A 20,881-nucleotide genomic window follows, 5' to 3' on the forward strand; every position below is an offset into this window, starting at 1 on the left:
GCCACACCCGTTCGGGTGTGGCGCCCTCCGCGTTTCGGTGTCTCTGTCATACTCTGGCGAAACGTTCACGAACCGGGCATGTCGGGCGGGATGTCCCGTCCGATGCGCATGTCCGTAGGCGATGGGGGAGCGCCATGACACGGACGCCGTCCGTGCGGCCGGGTGCGGACGCGGACGAGGACGCTCGGCCTGCGAAACCACCCGGCCCGATCGTCCTGGCCGTCACGGTGGTCGCGGTCGCCGTACTAGTGTTCCTGTTCGCGGACTGGTGGCCCGGTACCCGGAACCTCACCGTCGCGGACCGCTTGTTCTTCGGTGGTGTCACGGTCCTGGTACTGCTCGTGACGGGCCTGGTGTGGGCGATCAAGACCCTCTACCTCGTCGGTCGGGATCACAGGTGGTCGTGGTGGATCGCCGCCGCTCCTGCGGTGGTCGCCGTCGGCGCCGTGATCGCGTGGTTGCTGCCGGTGGCCGACTTCGACTCGGCCCGAGCACGGTTCGACGCCTACGTGGCCGCGATGCCCGACGACCCGGACTTCACCGCCGAGGACGTCCGCCTCGGCGGTGTCGAGATCTCCCGGGTGTTCCGGGACCGCGACGGTGCGGTCTACTTCGTCGACGACGACGGCACCTTCCTCTCGGTGTCGTCGGGGTGGGTGTACTCGCCCGCGGGTGCGCCGGCGGGCTACGACGACTTCACGGCCACCGACCTCGGGGGCGGCTGGTACAGCTACACCGCCGTGTGGCGGGACTGACCCACCTGAGGTCGGCGGGTGGCGGTGTGGGGGAGCGGTGGAAAGGATGGCGGCAAGAATCGCGAAGACGCCGGCACGCCGGCGGCGCGTGCACGCGGGCGTTTCGTGCCCGCGGCTGACTCTCGAACGCTCCGGCCCTACCCGGGACGGGCCTCGTTGTCCCAGTGGTGCGGGACATCGGTCCCTTCCGGTCGGGACGTAGTGTTCGACATCATCGTCTGGTGACGACAAGCGGACCGGCCCGCACGATGATCGCCGAGCTCCCCGAGCGCCAGCGTGGGGTGTTGCACCTTCGCCTGATCCGAGGACTTTCGGTTCAGCGCACGGCGGAGATCCTCGGGAGCAGTCCGACCGCGGTGCTCCTTACCCAGCACGAGGCGCTCAACGCGCTGCGCAGGCAACTGGTGACGCCGGGAGCTCCGGACGCGGGCGGGCCGCCACATCCGTGATGCGCCGCGGCCGAGGAGACACCGTGCGACGCAGAAATGGGGAAGGCCCCGAACCCGGAATGGGTTCGGGGCCTTCCCCGTTGACTGCGCTGACCGGAATCAGTGCTTGGCGTCGTCCTCGGAGGAGGGGAGGCCGTGCACCTTGTCCTGGTACGCCTTGAGGATCGCGAGCTGCTCGTGCTCCTTCTCGTGATCCGCGGCGACGAGCGCCGTGGCCTCGTCGGCCGGGTCGGCGAACAGCAGGCTTCCGGAGCCGGGCTTGCCGGCGGCACCGAGCTTGTTCATCTTCTTCGGGATCGCCGCGCCCTGGTACTCCAGCGGGATCGGGTGTCCGTGATCGTCCACCGGGCCGAGCGGCTGGTGAACCTCGACGTACTCGCCGTGCGGCAGGCGCTTGATGACGCCGGTCTCGATGCCGTGCTCGAGCACCGCGCGGTCGCTGCGCTGCAGACCCAGGCAGAACCGGTAGGTGACGAAGTAGGCGATCGGGGGCAGCAGCACCATGCCGATACGGCCGATCCACGTCATCGCGTTCAGGGAGATGTCGAACTTGAACGCGATGATGTCGTTGATGCACATGATCGTGAGGATCGCGTAGAAGGTGACGGCCATGACACCGATACCGGTGCGGACCGGCACGTCACGCGGACGCTGCAGCAGGTTGTGGTGCGCATCGTCCTTGGTGAACTTCTTCTCGATCCACGGGTAGGCGATCAGCACCGCGAACACCAGGCCCATGATCACCGCGACGGCGAACACCGCGGGAACCGTGTAGCGGCCGAACGGGTAGATCTCCCACGCCGGCCACAGTCGGGCCAGGCCGTCCGTCCACATCATGTAGATGTCGGGCTGGCTGCCTGCGGACACCTGCGACGGGTTGTACGGGCCGATGTTCCAGATCGGGTTGATCTGCAGGACGCCACCCATGAGGGCGAGGATGCCGAAGGTGAACGCGAAGAACGCGCCACCCTTGAGGGCGAACACCGGGAGGATGCGGACGCCGACGACGTTGGTCTCGGTGCGGCCGGTGCCGGGGAACTGCGTGTGCTTCTGGTACCAGACCAGCGCGAGGTGCGCGCCGATCAGGGCCAGGATGATGCCCGGCACCAGGAGGACGTGCGCGACGTACAGGCGCGGGATGATCAGCGTGCCCGGGAAGTCGCCGTCGAAGATCAGGAACTGCAGCCAGCTGCCCACGATCGGGACCGACAGAGTGATGCCGGACAGGGCGGCGCGGAGGCCGGTGCCGGACAGCAGGTCGTCGGGGAGGGAGTAGCCGAAGAAGCCCTCGAACATCGCCAGGATGAGCAGCAGGCTGCCGATCACCCAGTTCGCCTCACGCGGGCGACGGAACGCGCCGGTGAAGAAGATGCGCAGCAGGTGGATGATGATCGACGCCGCGAACATCAGTGCTGCCCAGTGGTGGATCTGCCGGACGAACAGGCCGCCGCGGACCTCGAACGAGATGTCCAGGGTGGTTGCGTAGGCTCGCGACATCTCGACACCGCGCAGCGGCTGGTAGGCGCCGTTGTAGACGACCTCTGCCATCGACGGGTCGAAGAACAGGGTGAGGTACACACCCGAGATCAGAAGAATGATGAAGCTGTACAGCGCGATCTCGCCGAGCATGAAGGACCAGTGCGTCGGGAAGACCTTGTTGATCTGCTTGCGCATGCCGGCCGCGAGGTGGTACCGCGAGTCCAGGTTCTCGCCCGCCTTCGCGGCGTGCGCTGCGGCCTTCGACGGGCCGCCAGTGATGGTTGTCATGAACGACGCTCCCAAAATCCGGGGCCGAGGGCCTCGACGAAGTCACCGTTGGCGACGAGGAAGCCCTCTTCGTTGACTGTAATCGGCAACTGGGGGAGGGCGCGAGCGGCGGGACCGAAGATCGGCTTACCGAAGTGCAGGGCGTCGAACTGCGACTGGTGGCACGGGCACAGGATCCGGTTGGTCTGCTGCTCGTACAGCGAGGTCGGGCAGCCCAGGTGGGTGCACAGCTTCGAGTAGGCCCAGTAGTCGCCGAAGTTGAAGCTCTCCTGGCCCTTGCGGCGGACGGCGCGGTCGCTGTCCTCGGTGCGCAGGCGGAGCAGCATGACCGGGTTGTCAGCACGCTTGAGGGCGTGCGCGAGCGCCTTCTCGTCACCACGCTCCGACTCGCGGAACGGGAACACCGTCTCCATCGCGCCGGCGTCCATGTCCTCAGGGCGGACCAGGACGATGTCACCGGGACGGCCGGTGTTGCGGCGCAGGTAGATCGTCTCGCCGGGGAACTGCGGGGTCCAGCCCGAGGTCCACAGGTCGGACTTGTCGCCCTTGGCCCACGGGTTCTTGATCAGGCCACCGAGCGGCATGATCGCCATGATGCCGAGCGCGCCGGCACCGAAGCCGAGGCTGCGCTTGATCATCTTGCGGCGACCGATGGTCGAGGTCTCCAGCGAGTCGCCGAGCTCGGCGACGATCGTCTTGCGGTCGACCTCCTGCGAGCCGCCGTCGTGGCGGTCCTGGATCGAGACCTCTTCCGGCACGAACTTCTTGGTGAACAGCACCGCACCGACACCGAGACCGAGGATGGCCAGACCCATGGTCAGGCCGATCAGCGGGGTGTACAGGCTGTACATGCCGTAGCCCTCTTCGCCCATGCCCTTGTACTCCCAGGGCCAGAAGAGGTAGATCGCGATGAACGCGATCGCGGAGATACCGGCGAGCGCGAACCAGTAGGCGACGGCGCGCTCGGCGCGCTTCTCCGCCTTGGTGCCCTCGACCGGCCAGCGCTCACGACGGAACGCGACATCGACCCCGTCGAGGTTGGTGCCCAGCGTGACGAGTTCGTCGCGACTCATCGCGTCGAGCTCCTCCTGGGTGTAGTTCTTCGGCGTATCGCCGTGACCGGCGTCGCTCATGACCTTGCTCCGATCCACAGTGCTGCGCCGACAATGGCAACAATTCCGATGGCCCACATGGCCATGCCCTCCGACGCGGGACCGAAGCCGCCGAGGCCGTAGCCGCCGGGGTTCTTGGTCTCACTCGCGGACTTGATGAACGCGATGATGTCGCGCTTCTCGTCCGGGCTCAGCTGGCGATCGGAGAACTTGGGCATGTTCTGCGGGCCGGTAACCATCGCCTGGTAGATCTGCTGCTCGTTCGCCGGGTCGAGCGTGGGCGCGAACTTGCCGGACGACAGTGCGCCGCCGCGGCCGGTGAAGTTGTGGCACGAGGCGCAGTTCAGGCGGAACAGCTCGCTGCCGCGGGCGACGTCGTTGCCGCGCAGCGAGGTGGTCGCGATTTCGCCGTTCTCGTCCCGCACGACGGTCGGGCCGCCGCCATTGGCCTGGATGTACGCACCGAGGGCGTCGGTCTGGGCGGCGTCGAACTTCGGCGCCTTGCGCTCCGCCTGGGCCTCGTTGCGGGCCGCGGGCATACGGCCGGAGGAGACCTGGAAGTACACGGCGGCCTCACCGACACCGATCAGGCTGGGACCACGGTCCTGCACACCCTGCAGGTTGGCTCCGTGGCAGGTGACACACGAGGTGTCGTACAACTGCTTGCCCTCGCGGATCAGCGCCGACTGGTCGTCGGACGCGGTCGCGACCTGCGGAGTCGGGGTGAGCGCCGCGGCGAGGAAGCCGGCGCCGACGAGTCCCATCATCAGGATCAGGGCGCCGGTGACACGGCGACGGAACTTGCGCTGACGACGGGCTGTCGTGGCAGTCGCGCTGTCGGCGGCTGCTGAAGGGGGGGATGAACTCATCTGTATCCCTTTGGTCTCGCGGGACGGACTGAACGGACTTGGGCTGGGTACTGCGTTCAGCTTCTAACGGATGAAATAGATGGTGGCGAACAGGCCGATCCACACGATGTCGACGAAGTGCCAGTAGTACGAGACAACGATTGCGGCAGTTGCCTGCGCGGGGGTGAACTTGCTGACCTTGGTTCGCACGATCAGGAAGACGAAGGCGACGAGACCGCCGATGACGTGCAGGCCGTGGAAACCGGTCGTCATGTAGAAGACCGATCCGTAGGCGCTGCTCGACAGGGTCGTGCCGTGCTCCACCAGATGGATGTACTCGTACGCCTGGCCGAGCACGAAGAAGGTGCCCATCGCCAGGGTGAGGATGTACCACCGGCGCAGGCCGAAGACGTCGCCTCGTTCGGCGGCGAAAACGCCCATCTGGCAGGTGAACGACGACGCCACGAGCACCGCGGTGACCGGCACGGCGAGTGCCAGGTTCAACTCCGTGGGCTCCGGCGGCCAGTTGCCGTTCGCCTGCGCGCGCGCGACGAAATACATCGCGAACAAACCAGCGAAGAACATCAACTCGCTGGACAGCCAGACAATGGTGCCGACGCTGACCATGTTCGGCCGGTTCAGCGAGTGCACGCGCTGGGTGATTGCGGATCCTTGGGTCCCTACTGCGCTCGTCACAGAAGGAAGTATGACGCGTTGTCGTACGCGAGGACCACCCGGGTCCGACATGGGCGCGTCGTGGGCGGTTTCCAGTATGCCCGAGCCCGCGATTGTGCAGGTCGAGGCTCGTGGGAGGGTGGGTTCATGACTCGGGCACGTTGGTGGCACACCCTTTTCGGACGACGACGAACCGCACCGCTCGACCGTGACCGAACCGACCTCGTGGTGGTCGCGTCGAGCTTCGACGACGCCGAGGCGTGCAGCACCGCGCTCGACCGCGGGGCCGCGACGGCGCCGGCGTGGGCGGCGGAGGAGGAGGTGGTTCTGCGACACCACCTGAGGCTGCCGGCCGAGGGTGTCCAGCGGGCCGCGGAGCTGGCGGCCCAGGACGGCTACACCGTCTCGCAGACGCCCCCGCACCCACCGGAGGTGTCGACCGACGATGCACTCGTGTCCGTCACTCTCGTGCGCACCCAGGTCCTCGACGCGCTGCACTGCGCCCAGGAGAAGTCGCGGATGGCGGGACTGGCGCAGAGGGCGGGAGGCACGGCCGTGGGGTGGGACGCCCTTCAGCCTTCCGGTGGCACCGACTGACATCCGGTCGCAGGGCCCGTCGGGAAGCTGCGGAACCGCCACGGGTACGGAACCGTGCACTGACTAAGCTTCATCCGGATCACAGCGACGACGAAGAGGCGGTTGGAATGGGGACGTGGCCCGAGGTGCTCGGCGCTCTGACGGACGGACGGGATCTGGACGCGGCCACCGCCTCGTGGGCGATGAGCGAGATCATGTCGGACAACGCCACCTCCGCCCAGATCGCCGCGTTCGGTGTCGCTCTGAAGATGAAGGGGACCACCCCGTCCGAGGTGACCGGGATCGCCGACGCGATGCTCGCGCACGCGCGCACCCTCGACCTCGGCGACCCCGCCGCGGGCAACACCGACGCGGTCGACATCGTCGGCACCGGCGGCGACCGGCAGCACACCGTCAACATCTCCACGATGGCGTCGGTGGTGGTCGCGGCGGCCGGTGTGAGGGTGGTCAAGCACGGCAACCGGGCCGCGTCGTCCAAGAGCGGCGGCGCCGATGTCCTCGAGGCGCTCGGGGTGCGGATCAACCTGGACCCGGACGCGGTCGCGCAGTGCGTGCGGGAGGTCGGGATCGGGTTCTGCTTCGCCCCGACCTTCCATCCCGCGTTCCGGTTCACGTCCGGGCCGCGAAAGGAGATCGGTATCCCGACCGTGTTCAACGTGCTCGGGCCACTGACGAACCCGGCCCGGCCCCGGGCGGGACTGATCGGGTGCGCGTTCGCGGACCTGCAGCCGGTGGTCGCCGACGTGCTCGCCGGTCGGGGCGTGACCGCGCTGGTGGTTCGAGGCGACGACGGACTCGACGAGATCACCACCTCGACAACCAGCACCGTCTTCGTCGTCGACGGCGGGACGGTCCGCGAGGACCGGATCGATCCCACCGAGCTCGGGGTGGAGCGGGTTCCCCTCGACGCCCTGCGCGGCGGGGACGCCGAGGCGAACGCGGTGATCGCGCGGGCGGTGCTTGCCGGTGAGCGCGGCGCCGTGCACGACGCCGTGGTGCTCAACGCCGGCGGCGCGATCGCCGCCTACTCCGGACTGGGCGGCGACCTGAACGACGCACTGCGTGCCGGCATGCAGCGTGCCGTCGACGTCATCGACAACGGAGCCGCCGCGGCACTGCTGGACCGCTGGGTCGCGGTGAGCGCACGCCTGGCCGGTTGAGGCCGCCCACGAAACAGCTGGAGGGATGACGGGGACCCTCGCCCGGACGGACCGGGCGAGGGTCCCCGTCGTCGTTCACTCGCCGATGGAGAAGGCGGCCTCGACGTCGGCGCTCGCGTAGGAGCGGAACGCGATGTGGGTCGTGGTGCGCAGCACTCCGGCGACCTTGTTGATCGCGCCGGTGACGACGTCGGCGATCTGCTCGTGGTCACGGACCTTGACGATCGCGATCAGATCGACGTCGCCCGCGCACGAGTACACCTCGGAGACACCGGCGATGTCGGCAACGGCCTGAGCGGTCTCGGGGATCCGGTTCGCCTCGGCGTGGATGAGGACGATGGCGTTGATCATCTCGCTCCTTATTACATGGGGTGGGCCTGATCAGACTAGGACCCGGATGCCGGGGAGCCCGCCCCGCGGGCCAGCGCGCACCACTGCTGCCAGGCTCCCGCGCCGCGAGCGGGCTCCCCGTACCCGTGGCTGGTGCGCACGATCCGGATGCCGGGGGAGTCGAGCCAGCTCGCGATCAGCCCGACCTCACCGGCGGTGGCGCCGCGCAGCGGTGACGGTTCGGCCAGCACGGTCTCGGCCGACAGCGCCAACGCGTCGACGACCGGCATCGGCGGCACCCCGCGCGGGGCCACCCCGGCCGAGGCGAGACGGCCCGCCCTGATGACCGCGAATTCCCACCCGCCGCCGTCGCGGGGCCGCGCCGCGATCAGTTCGTCGACCGCGGCGACAGCGGCCAGCCGCTGACCGCGGCGCAGTGCGATGCCCAGCGCGGCGGTGCGGTCACGCAGCCGGGCCGCGCTCTCGAACAGTTCTGTCGTCGCCAGCTCGCCGATCCGGGTGCGCAGTCGGTGCAGCGGGTCGTCGTCGGTACCGCGAATCAGGGCACGCACGACTTCGACGGCGGCGCCGTACTGCTCCGAATCCTGCGGGGTGTTCCCGGCGGGGCAGCCGCCGACCGCCTCGTCCGGACAGTCCGGGCCGTGGACCTGGTCGCGGCGAATCTTCTTGGTGCAGCTGCGAAGTCGACAGGACTCGGTGATGGTCGCGGCGACCTCGGTCGCGTCGGTGCGACTGGTGAACGGGCCGAGGGCGTCGACGCCGGCGCGGCGGGTGATCGACAGCCGGGGGAACGGTTCGTCGGTCAGGGTGATCCACCACGCGCGCTTGGGGAACTTCGAGCGCCGGTTGTACGGGGGTGCGTGCGCGGCGAGCAGTCGCAGTTCGCGCACTCCGGCCTCGAGTCCGTGTGCACACTCGACGTGGTCCACCCGGGTGGCGAGCGCCACCATCTCCTTCATTCGGGCGCGGGTCTCGGACCCGGTGAAGTAGCCGCGGACCCGACGCTGCAGATTTACCGCCGTGCCGACGTAGAGGACCTCGTCCGACGGGCCGCGGAACAGGTAGACGCCCGGGGTCCGGGGCAGGTGCGCGGCCAGGCCCCGTTTGCCGCGTTGGGCCGCCGAGACGTTGGGCAGGTAGTCGACCAGCTCCGGGTAGCTGTGCACCCCGAGATTGCCGACCCGTTCGATCAGGGCGTGCAGCACGTCGACGGTGGCGCGGGCATCGTCCAGCGCGCGGTGCGTGGGCCGGGTGCTGACCTGGAACAGGTCCGCCAGGGCGGACAGCTTCACCGACGGCGCCTCCTCCCTGGACAGCACCCGGCGGGCGAGCTTGACCGTGCACAGCACCTGGAACGGCGGCCAGGCGAGGTCGTGTCGCGACACCGCGGCCTTCAGGAATCCGATGTCGAACGGGGCGTTGTGGGCGACCAGGACGGCGCCGCGGGCGAACTCGAGGAAACTGGGCAGTACCTGTTCGATCCGTGGTGCGTCGACGAGCATCGCCGTGGTGATTCCGGTGAGCTGCGCGATGAAAGGAGGAATGGTGCGGCCCGGGTCGACGAGTGTGCCGAGTTCGCCGATCACCTCGCCGCCCCGGACCTTCACCGCGCCGATCTCGGTGATGGCGTCGTCGCCGGAGTTGCTGCCGGTGGTCTCGAGGTCGACGACGACGAACGTGGTGTCCCGCAGCGGGGTGTCCAGCTCGTCGAACGTCAGCTGGCGTGCGGTGGCGTCGCGGGAACTCACGGGGCACAGGCTAGGCGGGGGTGCCGACAGCCCCGGCCGGCCTGTCCCCACCAACCTGTCGGAGCGACTCGCTAGCTTCCGTCGGAGAGGCCGGATGACACGCCGGTTCGGCGCGAGTGAGACGAGGGTCACAATGATCGTGGATTGCAGCCGGTGTGCGGTTCGGGACATCGCCTGTGGCGACTGTGTGGTGACCGTGCTCCTCGGCTACCCGGCGCCCGAGGACTCGACGCAGACCGCGCGGTCCGGTGTGGTGGCCCGCATGAGTATTGAGCAGGATGAACGAGCGGCGATGGCGGCGCTCGCCGACGCGGGGCTGGTGCCCCGACTGCGCTTGGTGCCCGCCGTCGATCCGGCACAGACCAGTCGGTCGTTATCGCTTCGTGATCCGGGCGTTGCCTGACGGTCGTCCAGTGTCGAAATTGCCCGATTTGACCGGTTGTCGGTCTCGTTCGGGTCGACATTGCCGGGTGCGCTTCGTAATCTCGTTGAGACCTTGCGGAGTCTTGCAGCGCCACACCGGCGCAGCATCGCGAGGTACCGCCTAAACGATGTCCCGCAAGGGAATCGTGCCGGGAACCCACGTTTCCACTGGGGTGAATCCCGTCGGAGCGCACACCGCGTGCCGTCGGGTAGGGCTGATCTTCCCAGCCCGAACCCGTCAGCTAACTCGGTCGGCGGAGGAATGGAAGAAAGGCACCTCCTTTCGTGGCAACACTGAGCTCCAAGGCGCGGCGCGTCGCCGTCGCCGGCATCTTCACCGTCGGCGCGATCACGGCCACCGCGGCGCCCGCACTGGCCGAGCCCGTCACGGTCCCCGGCGTCGGCACCTTCGACATCCCGGGCGTTCCGGCGCAGACCATCGAGATCCCCGGCCTCCCGCAGCTCCCGGCGGCGCCCGGCGCCCCGGCCCTCGTTCCCGCTCCGGTCCTCACCGCAGGCCAGAAGGCCGTCGAGGCCGCTGCCAGCAAGATCGGCGCCCCCTACGTCTGGGGTGCAGCCGGACCGGACGCCTTCGACTGCTCCGGCCTCGTGCAGTGGGCCTTCAAGCAGGCCGGTCTGAACCTGCCCCGCACGAGCTACGACCAGGCTGCGGCCGGCACCCCGGTGTCGACCGGCAACCTGCAGCCCGGTGACGTGGTGTCCTTCTACGGCGGCTCGCACTCGGGCATCTACGCCGGCAACGGCGAGGTCATCCACGCCGCCACCTCCGGTACTCCGGTCAAGCGCGCCCCGATCTCCTCGATGCCGATGGACGGCGCACGCCGCTACTGACATCCCGCACGCCGTGGCCGGGGAAGGGCCACGGCGTGCGTGTGGCACTTGCCACTCCGACGGGCTCGTCGATCCAGCACGGATCGCCGGGCCCGTCGCCGTTTGCGCAGGACGGCGCCCGCGCGAGGCAATGTCACGATTTGGCCGGGGTGGACACCGTCGTATGCCGTTCCGTAACCTTGCCGAGACCTTTCCGCGAGTAAGAACAGGAGCACCCGGTTCGTGGCGTCACTGAGGAAGCGATCCACCGCACTCGCAACCGGTGTCCTGTCCGTCGCTCTCGTCGCCGTCGGCATCGGCCCGGCGGCAGCCGATCCCGCCATCGACAACCCGACCGCGGCGCTCGAGCGTCTGTCCGATCTCTCGCGCAAATCCGAGCAGGCCACCGAGGCGATGCACAACGCGCAGATCGACCTCGACTCCAAGCTCTCCGTCCAGCGGGATGCGGAGCTCAGGCACGAGCAGGATCAGCGCCGCCTGGACGAGGCGCGCGCGACGATGGCCCAGTTCCAGCCGGCCGTGGACCGGTTGACGATCGCCAACTACCAGGGCGGACGGGTCAACCGTCTGTTCGCGGTGATGGTCTCCGACTCGCCGCAGCAGTTGCTCGACCAGATGTCCACGCTCAGCGTGCTCTCCACCGACACCGCCGCCCAGGTGCGCAAGTTCAAGGAGGCCGGTGACGAGGCCGTCGCGGCCGAGGAGGCCTCGCGGCGATCCGCCGACGACGCGCGGACGGCGACCGAGCACGCCCGCTCGATCAGCGACGACCTGCAGCGCACCCAGAGCGACCTGCAGGAGCAGATCGGGCAGGTCACCCAGGCGTTTGCGGCCTTGACGAGCGCCGAGAAGGCAACGCTCGCCGGTTCCGCCTTCCCTCCCGGATACGATCCCGCGATCGTGCTCAAGGGCCTGGTCCCGGGTGCCAACTCGAGCGCACTGCAGGCGGCCCTGACCCAGGTCGGCAAGCCCTACGTCTGGGGCGCGACGGGGCCGGACGGCTACGACTGTTCCGGCCTGATGGTGTGGGCCTACAAGCAGATCGGCAAGTCGCTGCCCAGGTCGAGCCAGGCCCAGGCCGCAGGCGGCACCCCGGTTCGCAAGCAGGACCTGCAGCCCGGCGACCTGGTGCTGTACTACTCCGACGCCTCGCACGTGGGCATGTACGCCGGCAACGGCAACATCGTGCACGCGTCCACGTTCGGCGTCCCGGTGAAGGTGGCACCGCTCGACGCCTACCCGTTCTACGGCGCCCGCCGGTACTGACCATCGAACAGGGGGATGCGCCGCGGTCGCCGCGTCGCCGGATCCGGACCTGGGAGGCGCTCGCGTTCTCCGGCCTGCTGATCGTCGTCGCGGGCGCCGCGGGCCTGGTGCTGCACCAGAATTCCGCCGAACCCGGCTCTGGGGCACCGTCCACCGCCGCGGTCAGCCCGTTCGAACAGGCTCGGCGCGCCGGCGTCCAGGACCTGCTCGACCGATGGGCCGGAGCGACTCGCGCCGGCGACGCGTCGGCACTGGCGGAGCTGTTCGACCCCGGAGCGATGCCGGAGTTCCTCGCCGCCGAGGTGCGGCGGATGGGCAACCTGGCGGCGGTGCCACTCGCGGACTGGGGCTACGAGATCGGCGGCGGCCCGGAAACGCCGGTGCCGAGCGACCTGGCCGAACAGTTGCAGGCCACCGACGTCTGGGCTCCGCAGGTCTATCTGCGCTACGCGATCGAGGGTGCGGACCTCGGCCCGACGCGCAAACCGGTCTCGCTGGTGGTGGCGCGGCGCGGGGACACGTGGAAACTGGTCTCCGATCGACCGTTGCCCGAGTACGACCGGCGAACCTGGCGTGGCCCCTGGGATTTCGGTCCGGTGGTGGCCCGGTCGGTGACCACCGGCGGGGCCACCTCCGTGGTGCTCGGTCACCCGTGGCAGCAGGACCGGGTGGACGCGGTCGCGGCCGAACTCGTCACCGCCGTACCCGCCGTCGGTGACGTGTGGGGTACCGACTGGTCGCGGCGGGCGGTCGTGGTCGTCACCGCCGATCAGGACGAGTTCGCCGAGCAGGTCGGCGCCGCGCACAGCGGTTCCGACATCGCCGCGGTTGCGGTCTCCGACGCCGTGACCCCGGACTCGGACGTCGTGACCGGGCAGCGAATCGTCTTCAGCCCCACCGCGGGTGAACGTCTCACCGAGAGCACGCGCCGGTCGGTGCTCCGTCACGAACTCACACACGTCGCCACCCGCGCCGAGACGCGGGACGGATCCCCGATGTGGGTGCTCGAGGGCTTCGCCGACTACGTCGGCCACCGGGTCCCCAACAGTGACACCGGCGGCGGTGTCGACGTCCGCACCGCCGCGCCGACGGTGTCGGCGGCCGTCGCGGTGCACGGACCGCCGGTGAGGCTGCCTTCCGACGCCGACTTCGCCGCCGGGGGCGAACGGGCGCTGGCCGCCTACGAGTCGGCGTGGACGGTCGCGGCATTCGTCGCGGACCGGTTCGGGGAGGACCGGCTGCGGGCGCTGTACCGGGAACTGTCGACCGGGCCTGTCGACGCCACCGTGGTCGACGAACGGATCGGCCGGGTACTCGGGGTGCCCGGGCGGGAGATGGTCGCGCAGTGGGGCTCCTGGCTCACCGAACGGGTGTCCTGACCCCGGCGCCCGGAACCTCGACCCCGGTGCCGGCGATCCGTCGCCGACCCGGGGCGCCCGCAGGGAGGGCCACCGAATACGGTGGAGGCATGCGCCGAACCCTGTTGGTGACGAACGACTTTCCACCGCGACCGGGCGGCATCCAGTCCTACCTGCAATCCCTGACGGCCGCGCTGCCGGCCGACCAACTCGTCGTCTATGCGCCGCGGTGGCGCGGCGACAGTCACACCAGGTTCGATGCCGCGCAGCCGTTCGAGGTGGTCCGTCATCCCACGACGCTGATGCTGCCGACGCCGCTGGTGGCACGGAAGGCCGCGAAGCTCGTGCGCAGCCACGGCTGCGACAGCGTGTGGTTCGGCGCCGCCGCGCCGCTGGCGTTGCTCGGTCCGCACCTGCGGCGAGCAGGCGCGGAGCGCATCGTGGCGAGCACTCACGGACACGAGGTCGGGTGGTCGATGCTGCCCGGGGCCCGGCAGTCGTTGCGCCGGATCGGCGACACCACCGACGCGATCACGTACGTCAGCAAGTACACCCGGCGCCGATTCGCCGCGGCGTTCGGGCCGCGGGCCGGGCTCGAGCACGTCCCGCCCGGGGTGGACAGCGAGACCTTCCGGCCGGATCCGGCGGCGCGCGCGGAACTGCGCTGCCGGTACGGGCTGGGGGAGCGGCCGACGATCCTCTGCCTGTCTCGCCTGGTGCCGCGCAAGGGACAGGACGTGCTGATCCGCGCGTTGCCGCGGATCCGGCGATCGATCGACGGCGCGGTGCTGGTGATCGTCGGTGGCGGGCCGTACGAGGAGTCGTTGCGGCGACTGGCGGCCAAGGTCGGCGTGGAGGAGCACGTGGTGTTCACCGGTGGGGTTCCCGCGGCGGAACTCGCCGCGCACCACACCATCGCCGACGTGTTCGCGATGCCGTGCCGCACTCGCGGCGCGGGGCTCGACGTCGAGGGACTGGGCATCGTGTACCTGGAGGCGTCGGCGACAGGTGTTCCGGTGATCGCGGGCAACTCCGGGGGCGCGCCGGAGACGGTGCGCGAGGGCGAGACCGGGCACGTCGTCAACGGCCGGTCGGTGTCCGCGGTGGCGGATTCGGTGATCTCGGTGCTCGTGGACCGCGACCGGGCCGCGGCGATGGGCGTCGCCGGCCGCAAGTGGGTGTCCGAGCAGTGGAGGTGGGATGTCCTGGCCGCCAAGCTCTCCGGACTGCTGTAGGTGCTGCCGCGCCTGTGCGCCTTTCCGATGGCCGGAGCCACCGGAAAGGCGCACGGGCGGCGAAGCCGCTACTTGCTGTAGATGGCCTCGATCTCGGCGCCGCGGTTCTGGTGGATGACGTTGCGCTTGAGCTTGAGCGTCGGGGTCAGCTCGCCGGTCTCCTCGGTGAAGTCCAGCGGCAGGATGCGGTACTTCTTGATCGACTCGGCGTGCGAGACGAGCTTGTTCGCCTCGGCGATCGCGGCGTCCACCTCCGCGACCAGGTCGATGTCGGCGACCAGGTCCGTGATGCTGGACCCGGCGGGCTTGCCGTTGCGTTCGAGCCAGCCCGGCCACGCCTCCGGATCGATCGTGATCAGGGCACCGATGAACGGCTTCTGGTCGCCGACGACGAGCGCCTGGCTGATCAGCGGGTGGGCGCGCAGGTAGTCCTCGAGACCGGCCGGGGCGACGTTCTTGCCGCCGGCGGTCACGATGATCTCCTTCTTGCGGCCCGTGATGCTCAGGTAGCCCTCGGTGTCGAGTGACCCGAGGTCGCCGGTGTGGAACCAGCCGTCCACGATGGCCTCCGCGGTGGCGGCCTCGTTCTGCCAGTAGCCGGTGAACACCACCGGGCCGGACAGCAGGATCTCGCCGTCTTCGGCGATGCGAACGGCGTTGCCGGCCAACGGCTTCCCGACGGTGCCGATCTTCTGATTGCCGGGCGTGTTGACGGTGATCGCGGCGGTGGTCTCGGTCAGGCCGTAGCCCTCGTAGATCGTGACGCCGAGGCCGCGGAAGAAGTGGCCGAGGCGGGCGCCGAGCGGCGCACCGCCCGAGATCGCGAGCTGGCACTGGCCGCCAAGCGCGGCCTTGAGCTTGCTGTAAACCAGCTTGTCGAACACGGTGTGCTTGAGACCCAGCACGAACCCGGCGCCGCCGGTGTCCTGTGCCTGGCTCCACTGCACGGCCACCTCGGCGGCCATGTCGAAGATCTTGCCCTTGCCCTCACCGTGCGCCTTCTGCTGGGCGGTGTTGAACACCTTCTCGAACACGCGGGGCACGGAGAGGATGAAGTCCGGCTTGAACTCACCGAACGTGGCGACGATGTTCTTGGTGTCGGACGTGTGGCCGACGGTGGTGCCCGCGTTGAATGCGGCGAGGCTGACGGCGCGGGCCAGGACGTGGGCGAGCGGCAGGAACATCAGGTTGCGCCGGCCCGGCTGCAGCAGGGCACCGAACCCGGACGTCGCGATGGCGTGCGACTCGGCGATCAGGTTCGAGTGGGTGAGCATGCAGCCCTTGGGCCTGCCCGTGGTTCCGGAGGTGTAGATCAGGGTGGCCGGGTCGGCGGCCTTCAGGGCGGCGGTGCGGGACCGGACGTCGTCGTCGGCAATCCCGGCGCCGCGCTCGACGAGGGTGGCGATCGCTCCGCGCGCGCCCTCGGCGGGCTCGATCTGCAGCACCGTGTTCAGGGCGGGGAAGTCGCCGGTGACGTCGGCGACGGTGCGGGAGTGATCGTCGGTCTCGACGATCAACCCGACCGCGGCGGAGTCCTCGAGGATCCACCGGACCTGTTCGGCGGAGGAGGTCTCGTAGATCGGCACGGTGACGCCACCGGCCGACCAGATCGCGAAGTCGAGGATCGGCCACTCGTATCGGGTCCCGGACATCAGTGCGACCCGGTCGCCGGCCTGAACACCGGACGCGATCAGACCCTTGGCGACCGCGGTGACCTGCTCGGCGATCTCGCGTGCGGTCACGTCGGCCCAGACGCCGCCGGTGAGCCGCTTGAACAGCACCAGGTTCGGCGTCGCCGCGGCATGGGTGTACACCGCGTCGACCGCTGACCCGTCGGCCGGGACGGCGAAGTTGAGGGGGACACTGAATTCACGCACGCGATGCCTCCGAGACCTGTGGATACTGACGAGTAGGTATTACTCGGGGTCCACTTTAAACCCTGCTGGATGCGACCTGCGCCACGTCCATGGCGGCGGATATGTGAAGCTTGCGGGGTGAGCAGCATTCAGGTCGCGGACCAGACGTTCATCGCCGCGGCACCCGAACGGGTCGCCGAGTGCCTGTCGGCGCAGTCGAAATGGGGCCGCTGGTGGCCCGACCTCCGCCTCGAGGTGCGGGAGGACCGCGCCGAGAAGGGGATTCGGTGGACCGTCGGCGGCGCCCTGACCGGGACCATGGAGGTCTGGCTCGAGGCCGAGCTCGACGGCACGATCGTGCACTACTTCCTGCACGCCGAACCCGCTGGGGTGACGCCGGAGAACGTCGCGAACCTCGACCTCGCCGCGATGAACCATGCCCGCCGGCTCGCAGGCAAGGTCGTCACGTTCGAGGCGAAGCGCGAGCTCGAGGCCGGTCGGCCCGCGGGAGAGTCCCCTCTGCCCCGGTGACGCCGGACCAGCCGTAGGAAAGGAACGTTCCCGCATGGCCGAGAAGACCAAGAGATCGATCACCATCGCCGCGACGCCGCGGCAGGTGATGGAAGTGATCGCGGACTACCCCGCCTACCCGGAGTGGGTGGCGGCGGCGAAGTCCGTCGAGGTGCTCGAGACCGGTCCGTCCGGGCGGGCACGACGGGTCCGGTTCGTCCTGGACGCGGGGATGGTCAAGGACACCTACGTGCTCGAGTTCGAGTGGTCCGGGGACGGGCAGTCGGTGTCGTGGGAACTGGTCGAGGGTGAGATCCAGAAGGCGCAGTCCGGCTCGTACACGCTCGAACCGCAGGCCGACGGGGCAACGCTGGTGACGTACGAGCTGACCGTGGACCTGACGATCCCGATGATCGGGTTGTTCAAACGCAAGGCCGAGAAGGCGATCACCGACACCGCACTCAAGGAGCTGAAGAAGAGGGTGGAGGGCTGACACCGCGGGAGGACGACGCGCACCCTCGGGTGCAGTTCGTCGTCGGCAAGGGAGGCGTCGGGAAGACGACGGTGGCGGCGGCAACCGCACTCGTGCTGGCGCGCAAGGGATCTCGGGTGCTGCTCGTGTCGCTCGACCAGGCCCACTCGCTCTCCGACGTGCTCGCGACCGACCGCAGGCCCGGAACGGCGGATGCGATTCGCGACGTCGCGGGCGCCGGTCGTTCCGGCGGCGTGGAGTTGCTCGAACTCGACACCCTCGCCGTGCTGCAGGGGCGGCTCGCGGCGGCGGCCGGACTCGTGCCCACCGGCCCGGAGCACGACCACTCGCTGTCGCTGCCGGAACCGGAGGAACTGACCTCGCTGCCCGGCGCGCAGGAACTGGTCGGGCTCGCGGAGGTCGCCCGGCTCGCCGGGAGCGGCGACTGGGACGCGGTGGTGGTCGACTGCCCGGCAACGGCGGATGCGCTGCGGCTGTTGACCGTCGCGGATCTGGTCGCCGACGGGGTGGAGCGGGTCTGGCCGCAGCACGTACGCGTGACGATGGGGTCGGGTTCACCGCAGTGGCAGCTGCTGGCCGCGCTACTGGTGGATCGGCTGGTCGACTCGACCGCGCCCGTCCGCACCCTTCTCGCGGATGCGGAGCGGGCCGGAGTCCGGCTGGTCGTCGGCGCACGGTCGGTGGCGGCGGCGGAGGCGCGCCGGACCGTCACCGCGTTGGCGCTGCTGGGTATTGCCTTGGACGATGTCGTGGTCAATGGTGTTCTGCCGCAGGATGATTCGATTCCGGACGGTGACGATGCGCCGCCGTCGGCGCGCTGGTACGCGCGGCGTCGGGGCGACCAGGAGGGCGCCGTCGCGCAGCTGCGCGCGGCGCTTTCCGGGACCCCGGTGCTCGTCGCCCACGACGGGGGTGGCGAGCCGGTAGGGTGGGACGCTCTCGGCGCCGTCGCCGACGATCTCGAACCGGCGGGTGCCGCGGGGGAGCGGCGCGGACCGACGGTGGAACACGAATCGGGGGTGGGGGTGGACTCGGTGTACGCGCTGCGGGTTCCGCTGCCGCTGGTCGACCCGGCGTCGCTGAGCCTCGGCCGGGTCGGCGACGACCTGCTGATCGGGGCGGCGGGGGTGCAGCGGCGGCTGCCGTTGGCGTCGGTCCTGCGGCGCTGCGACACGGTCGACGCGGGGCTCGAGGGGGACGACCTGGTGGTCCGCTTCCGGCCCGACCCTCAGGTGTGGCCGCAGTGAGCGCCGACCACGCGGCCCTGATGGCCGAGCTGAGGGCGCTGGCGAACGCGGCCCTCGACCGCCTCGAACCCCTCCTGGAACGTGCCGCGGACGTGGCCGCCGCCGTCGCTCCCGAGCGTGGTGAGGACGGTGCTCACGAGGGCGGCGAGGACCGTGGCTCCGCGTGCGGCTGGTGCCCGGTCTGTGCGCTCGTCGCACTCGTGCGCGGCGAGTCCCACGACCTGCTGACGCTGGTCGCCTCGCAGCTCTCCGCGCTGCTCGCGCTGGTGCGGGCGCTGCTCGACGAGCACGACGGACACGGCGGGCCCCCGGAGGGCGGACCCGACGGCGACACGACCCCGCCGCCGCGCCGCGCCTTCGTGCCGATCCAGGTGCGGATCGAGGACAATCCCACCGCATGAGCAACGAGCCGGAAGCGGCGCCGACCATCGGCGTCGACGTGGGCGGAACCAGCATCCGGGCCGCGGTCGTCGACGCCGCCGGGGAAGTACTCGACACGGCGCAGGCGCCGACCCCGCGATCTGCGTCGGCGCTCGAGGACGCCCTCGACCGGACACTTCGGGAATTGATCTCCCGCAACGAGATCAGGGCCATCGGACTCGCGGTTGCGGGTTTCGTGTCGGAGGACCGGACGATCGTGCGATTCGCGCCGCACCTGCCGTGGGTGGACGTGCCGGTGGCACGTGACCTCGGCCGGCGGCTCGGCCTGCCGGTGGTGCTCGAACACGACGCGAACGCGGCGGCGTGGGCGGAGCGGCGGTTCGGTGCCGCGACCGGCGGCGGCAACGTCGTCACGGTCGCGGTCGGCACGGGAATCGGCGCGGCCCTGCTGGTGGACGGGCATCTGTACCGGGGCAGTCACGGGGTGGCCCCCGAACTCGGACATCTGCAGGTGGTGCCCGGCGGGCGGCCCTGTGCCTGCGGCAAGCGCGGCTGCTGGGAACGGTACTGCAGCGGGACCGCGCTGGTGGAGACCGCGATCGAGTTGCTCGCCGCCGACCCGTCCGGGTCCACCGTGCTCGCGGCGGAGGTCGCACGGGATCCGGGATCGCTCACCGGCCGCCGGATCGCAGGCGCCGCCCGCGACGGGGACCGCGTCGCGGTGCGCACAATGGCGGAGTTCGCCCGCTGGCTCGGCGTCGGTCTGGCGATGGTCGCCGACGTCTTCGATCCCGAGCTGATCGTGATCGCCGGGGGCGTGGCGAGCTCGGCGGGCCTGTTCCTCGACGAGGCCCGCGAGCACTACGCGCGCGCCCTGACCGGGGCGGGGCACCGGCCGCTGGCGCGGATCCGGACGACCCAGCTCGGCGAGGCGGCCGCGATGGTCGGGGCCGCTGACCTGGCCCGCGCGGCACTGCGGTAGCCATGCCGTGACCAGTGTCACACGCGGCTTTCCCGTGTGGCCGGGCACACGGCACGTCGGTACAGTTCACGGCACACGAGGTCGGGAGGCGCCATGTGGTACTGGCTTTTCAAGTACATCCTTCTCGGGCCGATCCTGTTCGCGCTCGGCCGTCCCAGAATCGAAGGGGCGCACAACCTTCCGGTGCACGGCCCGGTCATCCTGGCGAGCAATCACCAGGCGGTCATGGACTCGTTCTACCTGCCGTTGCGCGCGCCGCGGCGGATCACCTTCCTGGCCAAGAGCGAGTACTTCACCGGCTCGGGACTCAAGGGACGCTTCCAGAAGTGGTTCTTCACCGCCGTCGGCCAGGTGCCGATCGACCGCACCGGCGCGGACGCCGCGGCGGACGCCCTCGCCGCCGGACTGCGGGTGCTCGGCGACGGCAAGTTGCTCGGCATCTATCCGGAGGGCACCCGCTCCCCGGACGGCCGGCTCTACAAGGGCAAGACCGGGATGGCCCGGATGGCCCTCGCCGCGGGTGTCCCGGTGATCCCGGTCGCGATGATCGGCACCGACAAACTCAACCCGATCGGTTCGCGCTGGCCGCGTCCGGCGAAGATCGTGATCCGGATCGGGGAACCGATCGACTTCTCCCGGTTCAGCGGCATGGCCGGCAATCGGTTCGTGGAACGGGCCGTCACCGACGAGGTGATGTACAAGCTGATGCAGTTGTCGGGTCAGGAGTACGTCGACGTCTACGCCGCCAGCCTCAAGTCCGGGGCCGCCGGCCACGCGGACCCCCGGGTCCCCGCCACCCGGGCCGGGTGACCGGGG

At 70.0% G+C, this 20,881-nt stretch carries 22 protein-coding genes and 1 riboswitch; of the genes, 15 read left to right on the plus strand and 7 right to left on the minus strand.

Going from position 1 to position 20,881, the window contains the following annotated elements; translation table 11 throughout:
* Nucleotides 1-134 precede the first annotated feature (134 nt).
* Nucleotides 135-755 carry a DUF1109 domain-containing protein gene (locus tag ACWDU4_RS22115; RefSeq protein WP_450116073.1) on the plus strand — a complete coding sequence of 207 codons (621 nt, stop codon included), beginning with the start codon at nt 135-137 and terminating at the stop codon, nt 753-755.
* Between the two features lie 221 nt (nt 756-976).
* Nucleotides 977-1,204, plus strand: coding sequence for a sigma factor-like helix-turn-helix DNA-binding protein (locus ACWDU4_RS22120; protein ID WP_450116074.1), 228 nt, complete (start codon nt 977-979; stop codon nt 1,202-1,204).
* A gap of 99 nt (nt 1,205-1,303) precedes the next feature.
* Here ACWDU4_RS22120 and qcrB read toward each other — a convergent pair whose 3' ends face one another.
* The 4 genes from qcrB to ctaE form a co-directional block, all read right to left on the minus strand.
* Nucleotides 1,304-2,971, minus strand: a complete 1,668-nt coding sequence (gene qcrB, locus ACWDU4_RS22125) for a cytochrome bc1 complex cytochrome b subunit (RefSeq protein ID WP_450116075.1) — start codon at nt 2,969-2,971, stop codon at nt 1,304-1,306.
* Nucleotides 2,968-4,104: a cytochrome bc1 complex Rieske iron-sulfur subunit gene (gene qcrA / locus ACWDU4_RS22130; protein WP_450116076.1), complete on the minus strand. Its 1,137-nt coding sequence runs from the start codon at nt 4,102-4,104 to the stop codon at nt 2,968-2,970. Before qcrA ends, qcrB begins: the two co-directional genes overlap by 4 nt.
* Nucleotides 4,101-4,952: a cytochrome bc1 complex diheme cytochrome c subunit gene (gene qcrC / locus ACWDU4_RS22135; protein WP_450116077.1), complete on the minus strand. Its 852-nt coding sequence runs from the start codon at nt 4,950-4,952 to the stop codon at nt 4,101-4,103. The genes qcrA and qcrC overlap by 4 nt, the downstream gene beginning before the upstream one ends.
* A gap of 63 nt (nt 4,953-5,015) precedes the next feature.
* Nucleotides 5,016-5,627: an aa3-type cytochrome oxidase subunit III gene (gene ctaE / locus ACWDU4_RS22140; protein WP_450116078.1), complete on the minus strand. Its 612-nt coding sequence runs from the start codon at nt 5,625-5,627 to the stop codon at nt 5,016-5,018.
* Nucleotides 5,628-5,753: 126 nt separating this feature from the next.
* Here ctaE and ACWDU4_RS22145 point away from each other — a divergent pair, with 126 nt between their 5' ends.
* Nucleotides 5,754-6,203 (plus strand): hypothetical protein, encoded by a 450-nt coding sequence (locus tag ACWDU4_RS22145; RefSeq protein ID WP_450116079.1) that lies wholly within the window; start codon nt 5,754-5,756, stop codon nt 6,201-6,203.
* Nucleotides 6,204-6,310: 107 nt separating this feature from the next.
* Entirely contained in the window at nt 6,311-7,363 is a 1,053-nt protein-coding gene (trpD, locus tag ACWDU4_RS22150; RefSeq protein WP_450116080.1) for an anthranilate phosphoribosyltransferase, read from the plus strand.
* Nucleotides 7,364-7,438: 75 nt separating this feature from the next.
* Here trpD and ACWDU4_RS22155 read toward each other — a convergent pair whose 3' ends face one another.
* Entirely contained in the window at nt 7,439-7,714 is a 276-nt protein-coding gene (locus tag ACWDU4_RS22155; RefSeq protein WP_450116081.1) for an Lrp/AsnC family transcriptional regulator, read from the minus strand.
* A gap of 35 nt (nt 7,715-7,749) precedes the next feature.
* Entirely contained in the window at nt 7,750-9,462 is a 1,713-nt protein-coding gene (locus ACWDU4_RS22160; RefSeq protein WP_450116082.1) for a DEDD exonuclease domain-containing protein, read from the minus strand.
* 133 nt (nt 9,463-9,595) lie between these two features.
* Here ACWDU4_RS22160 and ACWDU4_RS22165 point away from each other — a divergent pair, with 133 nt between their 5' ends.
* The 5 genes from ACWDU4_RS22165 to ACWDU4_RS22185 all read left to right on the plus strand — a co-directional run bounded on the left by ACWDU4_RS22165 (nt 9,596) and on the right by ACWDU4_RS22185 (nt 14,596).
* Nucleotides 9,596-9,865 carry a hypothetical protein gene (locus tag ACWDU4_RS22165; protein ID WP_450116083.1) on the plus strand — a complete coding sequence of 90 codons (270 nt, stop codon included), beginning with the start codon at nt 9,596-9,598 and terminating at the stop codon, nt 9,863-9,865.
* Nucleotides 9,866-9,993: 128 nt separating this feature from the next.
* A riboswitch (cyclic di-AMP (ydaO/yuaA leader) is annotated at nt 9,994-10,158 on the plus strand.
* A 12-nt stretch (nt 10,159-10,170) separates the two neighbouring features.
* A complete protein-coding gene (locus ACWDU4_RS22170; protein WP_450116084.1) occupies nt 10,171-10,737 on the plus strand; it encodes an NlpC/P60 family protein in 567 nt (188 codons plus the stop codon).
* Between the two features lie 222 nt (nt 10,738-10,959).
* On the plus strand, nt 10,960-12,003 hold the full coding sequence (locus ACWDU4_RS22175) for an NlpC/P60 family protein (RefSeq protein ID WP_450116085.1): 1,044 nt from the start codon (nt 10,960-10,962) through the stop codon (nt 12,001-12,003).
* Between the two features lie 74 nt (nt 12,004-12,077).
* The gene (locus tag ACWDU4_RS22180; protein ID WP_450116125.1) at nt 12,078-13,382 is read left to right on the plus strand and encodes a hypothetical protein; all 1,305 of its coding nucleotides are present in this window, start codon (nt 12,078-12,080) and stop codon (nt 13,380-13,382) included.
* An 89-nt stretch (nt 13,383-13,471) separates the two neighbouring features.
* Entirely contained in the window at nt 13,472-14,596 is a 1,125-nt protein-coding gene (locus ACWDU4_RS22185) for a glycosyltransferase family 4 protein (RefSeq protein ID WP_450116086.1), read from the plus strand.
* Between the two features lie 68 nt (nt 14,597-14,664).
* Here ACWDU4_RS22185 and ACWDU4_RS22190 read toward each other — a convergent pair whose 3' ends face one another.
* Entirely contained in the window at nt 14,665-16,473 is a 1,809-nt protein-coding gene (locus ACWDU4_RS22190) for an AMP-dependent synthetase/ligase (RefSeq protein ID WP_450116087.1), read from the minus strand.
* A 117-nt stretch (nt 16,474-16,590) separates the two neighbouring features.
* On the opposite strand from ACWDU4_RS22190, the gene ACWDU4_RS22195 reads away from it, so the two are divergent.
* The 6 genes from ACWDU4_RS22195 to ACWDU4_RS22220 all read left to right on the plus strand — a co-directional run bounded on the left by ACWDU4_RS22195 (nt 16,591) and on the right by ACWDU4_RS22220 (nt 20,875).
* A complete protein-coding gene (locus ACWDU4_RS22195) occupies nt 16,591-16,983 on the plus strand; it encodes a polyketide cyclase / dehydrase and lipid transport (protein ID WP_450116088.1) in 393 nt (130 codons plus the stop codon).
* 34 nt (nt 16,984-17,017) lie between these two features.
* Nucleotides 17,018-17,455 (plus strand): SRPBCC family protein, encoded by a 438-nt coding sequence (locus ACWDU4_RS22200; RefSeq protein ID WP_450116089.1) that lies wholly within the window; start codon nt 17,018-17,020, stop codon nt 17,453-17,455.
* A 29-nt stretch (nt 17,456-17,484) separates the two neighbouring features.
* Nucleotides 17,485-18,702 carry an ArsA family ATPase gene (locus ACWDU4_RS22205; protein ID WP_450116090.1) on the plus strand — a complete coding sequence of 406 codons (1,218 nt, stop codon included), beginning with the start codon at nt 17,485-17,487 and terminating at the stop codon, nt 18,700-18,702.
* Nucleotides 18,699-19,103 (plus strand): hypothetical protein, encoded by a 405-nt coding sequence (locus tag ACWDU4_RS22210; RefSeq protein ID WP_450116091.1) that lies wholly within the window; start codon nt 18,699-18,701, stop codon nt 19,101-19,103. The genes ACWDU4_RS22205 and ACWDU4_RS22210 overlap by 4 nt, the downstream gene beginning before the upstream one ends.
* Nucleotides 19,100-20,065, plus strand: a complete 966-nt coding sequence (locus ACWDU4_RS22215; protein WP_450116092.1) for an ROK family protein — start codon at nt 19,100-19,102, stop codon at nt 20,063-20,065. Before ACWDU4_RS22210 ends, ACWDU4_RS22215 begins: the two co-directional genes overlap by 4 nt.
* A gap of 93 nt (nt 20,066-20,158) precedes the next feature.
* A complete protein-coding gene (locus tag ACWDU4_RS22220; RefSeq protein WP_450116093.1) occupies nt 20,159-20,875 on the plus strand; it encodes a lysophospholipid acyltransferase family protein in 717 nt (238 codons plus the stop codon).
* Nucleotides 20,876-20,881 lie beyond the last annotated feature (6 nt).

It is taken from the genome of Rhodococcus sp. NPDC003348, assembly GCF_053589375.1.

Excerpts from the sequence above, each read along its gene's own strand:
- qcrB (WP_450116075.1), bottom strand. The coding sequence starts at position 2,971 with ATGACAACCATCACTGGCGGCCCGTCGAAGGCCGCAGCGCACGCCGCG.
- ACWDU4_RS22200 (WP_450116089.1), top strand. The coding sequence starts at position 17,018 with ATGGCCGAGAAGACCAAGAGATCGATCACCATCGCCGCGACGCCGCGG.
- trpD (WP_450116080.1), top strand. The coding sequence starts at position 6,311 with ATGGGGACGTGGCCCGAGGTGCTCGGCGCTCTGACGGACGGACGGGAT.
- ACWDU4_RS22165 (WP_450116083.1), top strand. The coding sequence starts at position 9,596 with ATGATCGTGGATTGCAGCCGGTGTGCGGTTCGGGACATCGCCTGTGGC.
- ACWDU4_RS22155 (WP_450116081.1), bottom strand. The coding sequence starts at position 7,714 with ATGATCAACGCCATCGTCCTCATCCACGCCGAGGCGAACCGGATCCCC.
- ACWDU4_RS22220 (WP_450116093.1), top strand. The coding sequence starts at position 20,159 with ATGTGGTACTGGCTTTTCAAGTACATCCTTCTCGGGCCGATCCTGTTC.
- ACWDU4_RS22185 (WP_450116086.1), top strand. The coding sequence starts at position 13,472 with ATGCGCCGAACCCTGTTGGTGACGAACGACTTTCCACCGCGACCGGGC.
- ACWDU4_RS22145 (WP_450116079.1), top strand. The coding sequence starts at position 5,754 with ATGACTCGGGCACGTTGGTGGCACACCCTTTTCGGACGACGACGAACC.
- qcrC (WP_450116077.1), bottom strand. The coding sequence starts at position 4,952 with ATGAGTTCATCCCCCCCTTCAGCAGCCGCCGACAGCGCGACTGCCACG.
- qcrA (WP_450116076.1), bottom strand. The coding sequence starts at position 4,104 with ATGAGCGACGCCGGTCACGGCGATACGCCGAAGAACTACACCCAGGAG.
- ACWDU4_RS22215 (WP_450116092.1), top strand. The coding sequence starts at position 19,100 with ATGAGCAACGAGCCGGAAGCGGCGCCGACCATCGGCGTCGACGTGGGC.
- ACWDU4_RS22115 (WP_450116073.1), top strand. The coding sequence starts at position 135 with ATGACACGGACGCCGTCCGTGCGGCCGGGTGCGGACGCGGACGAGGAC.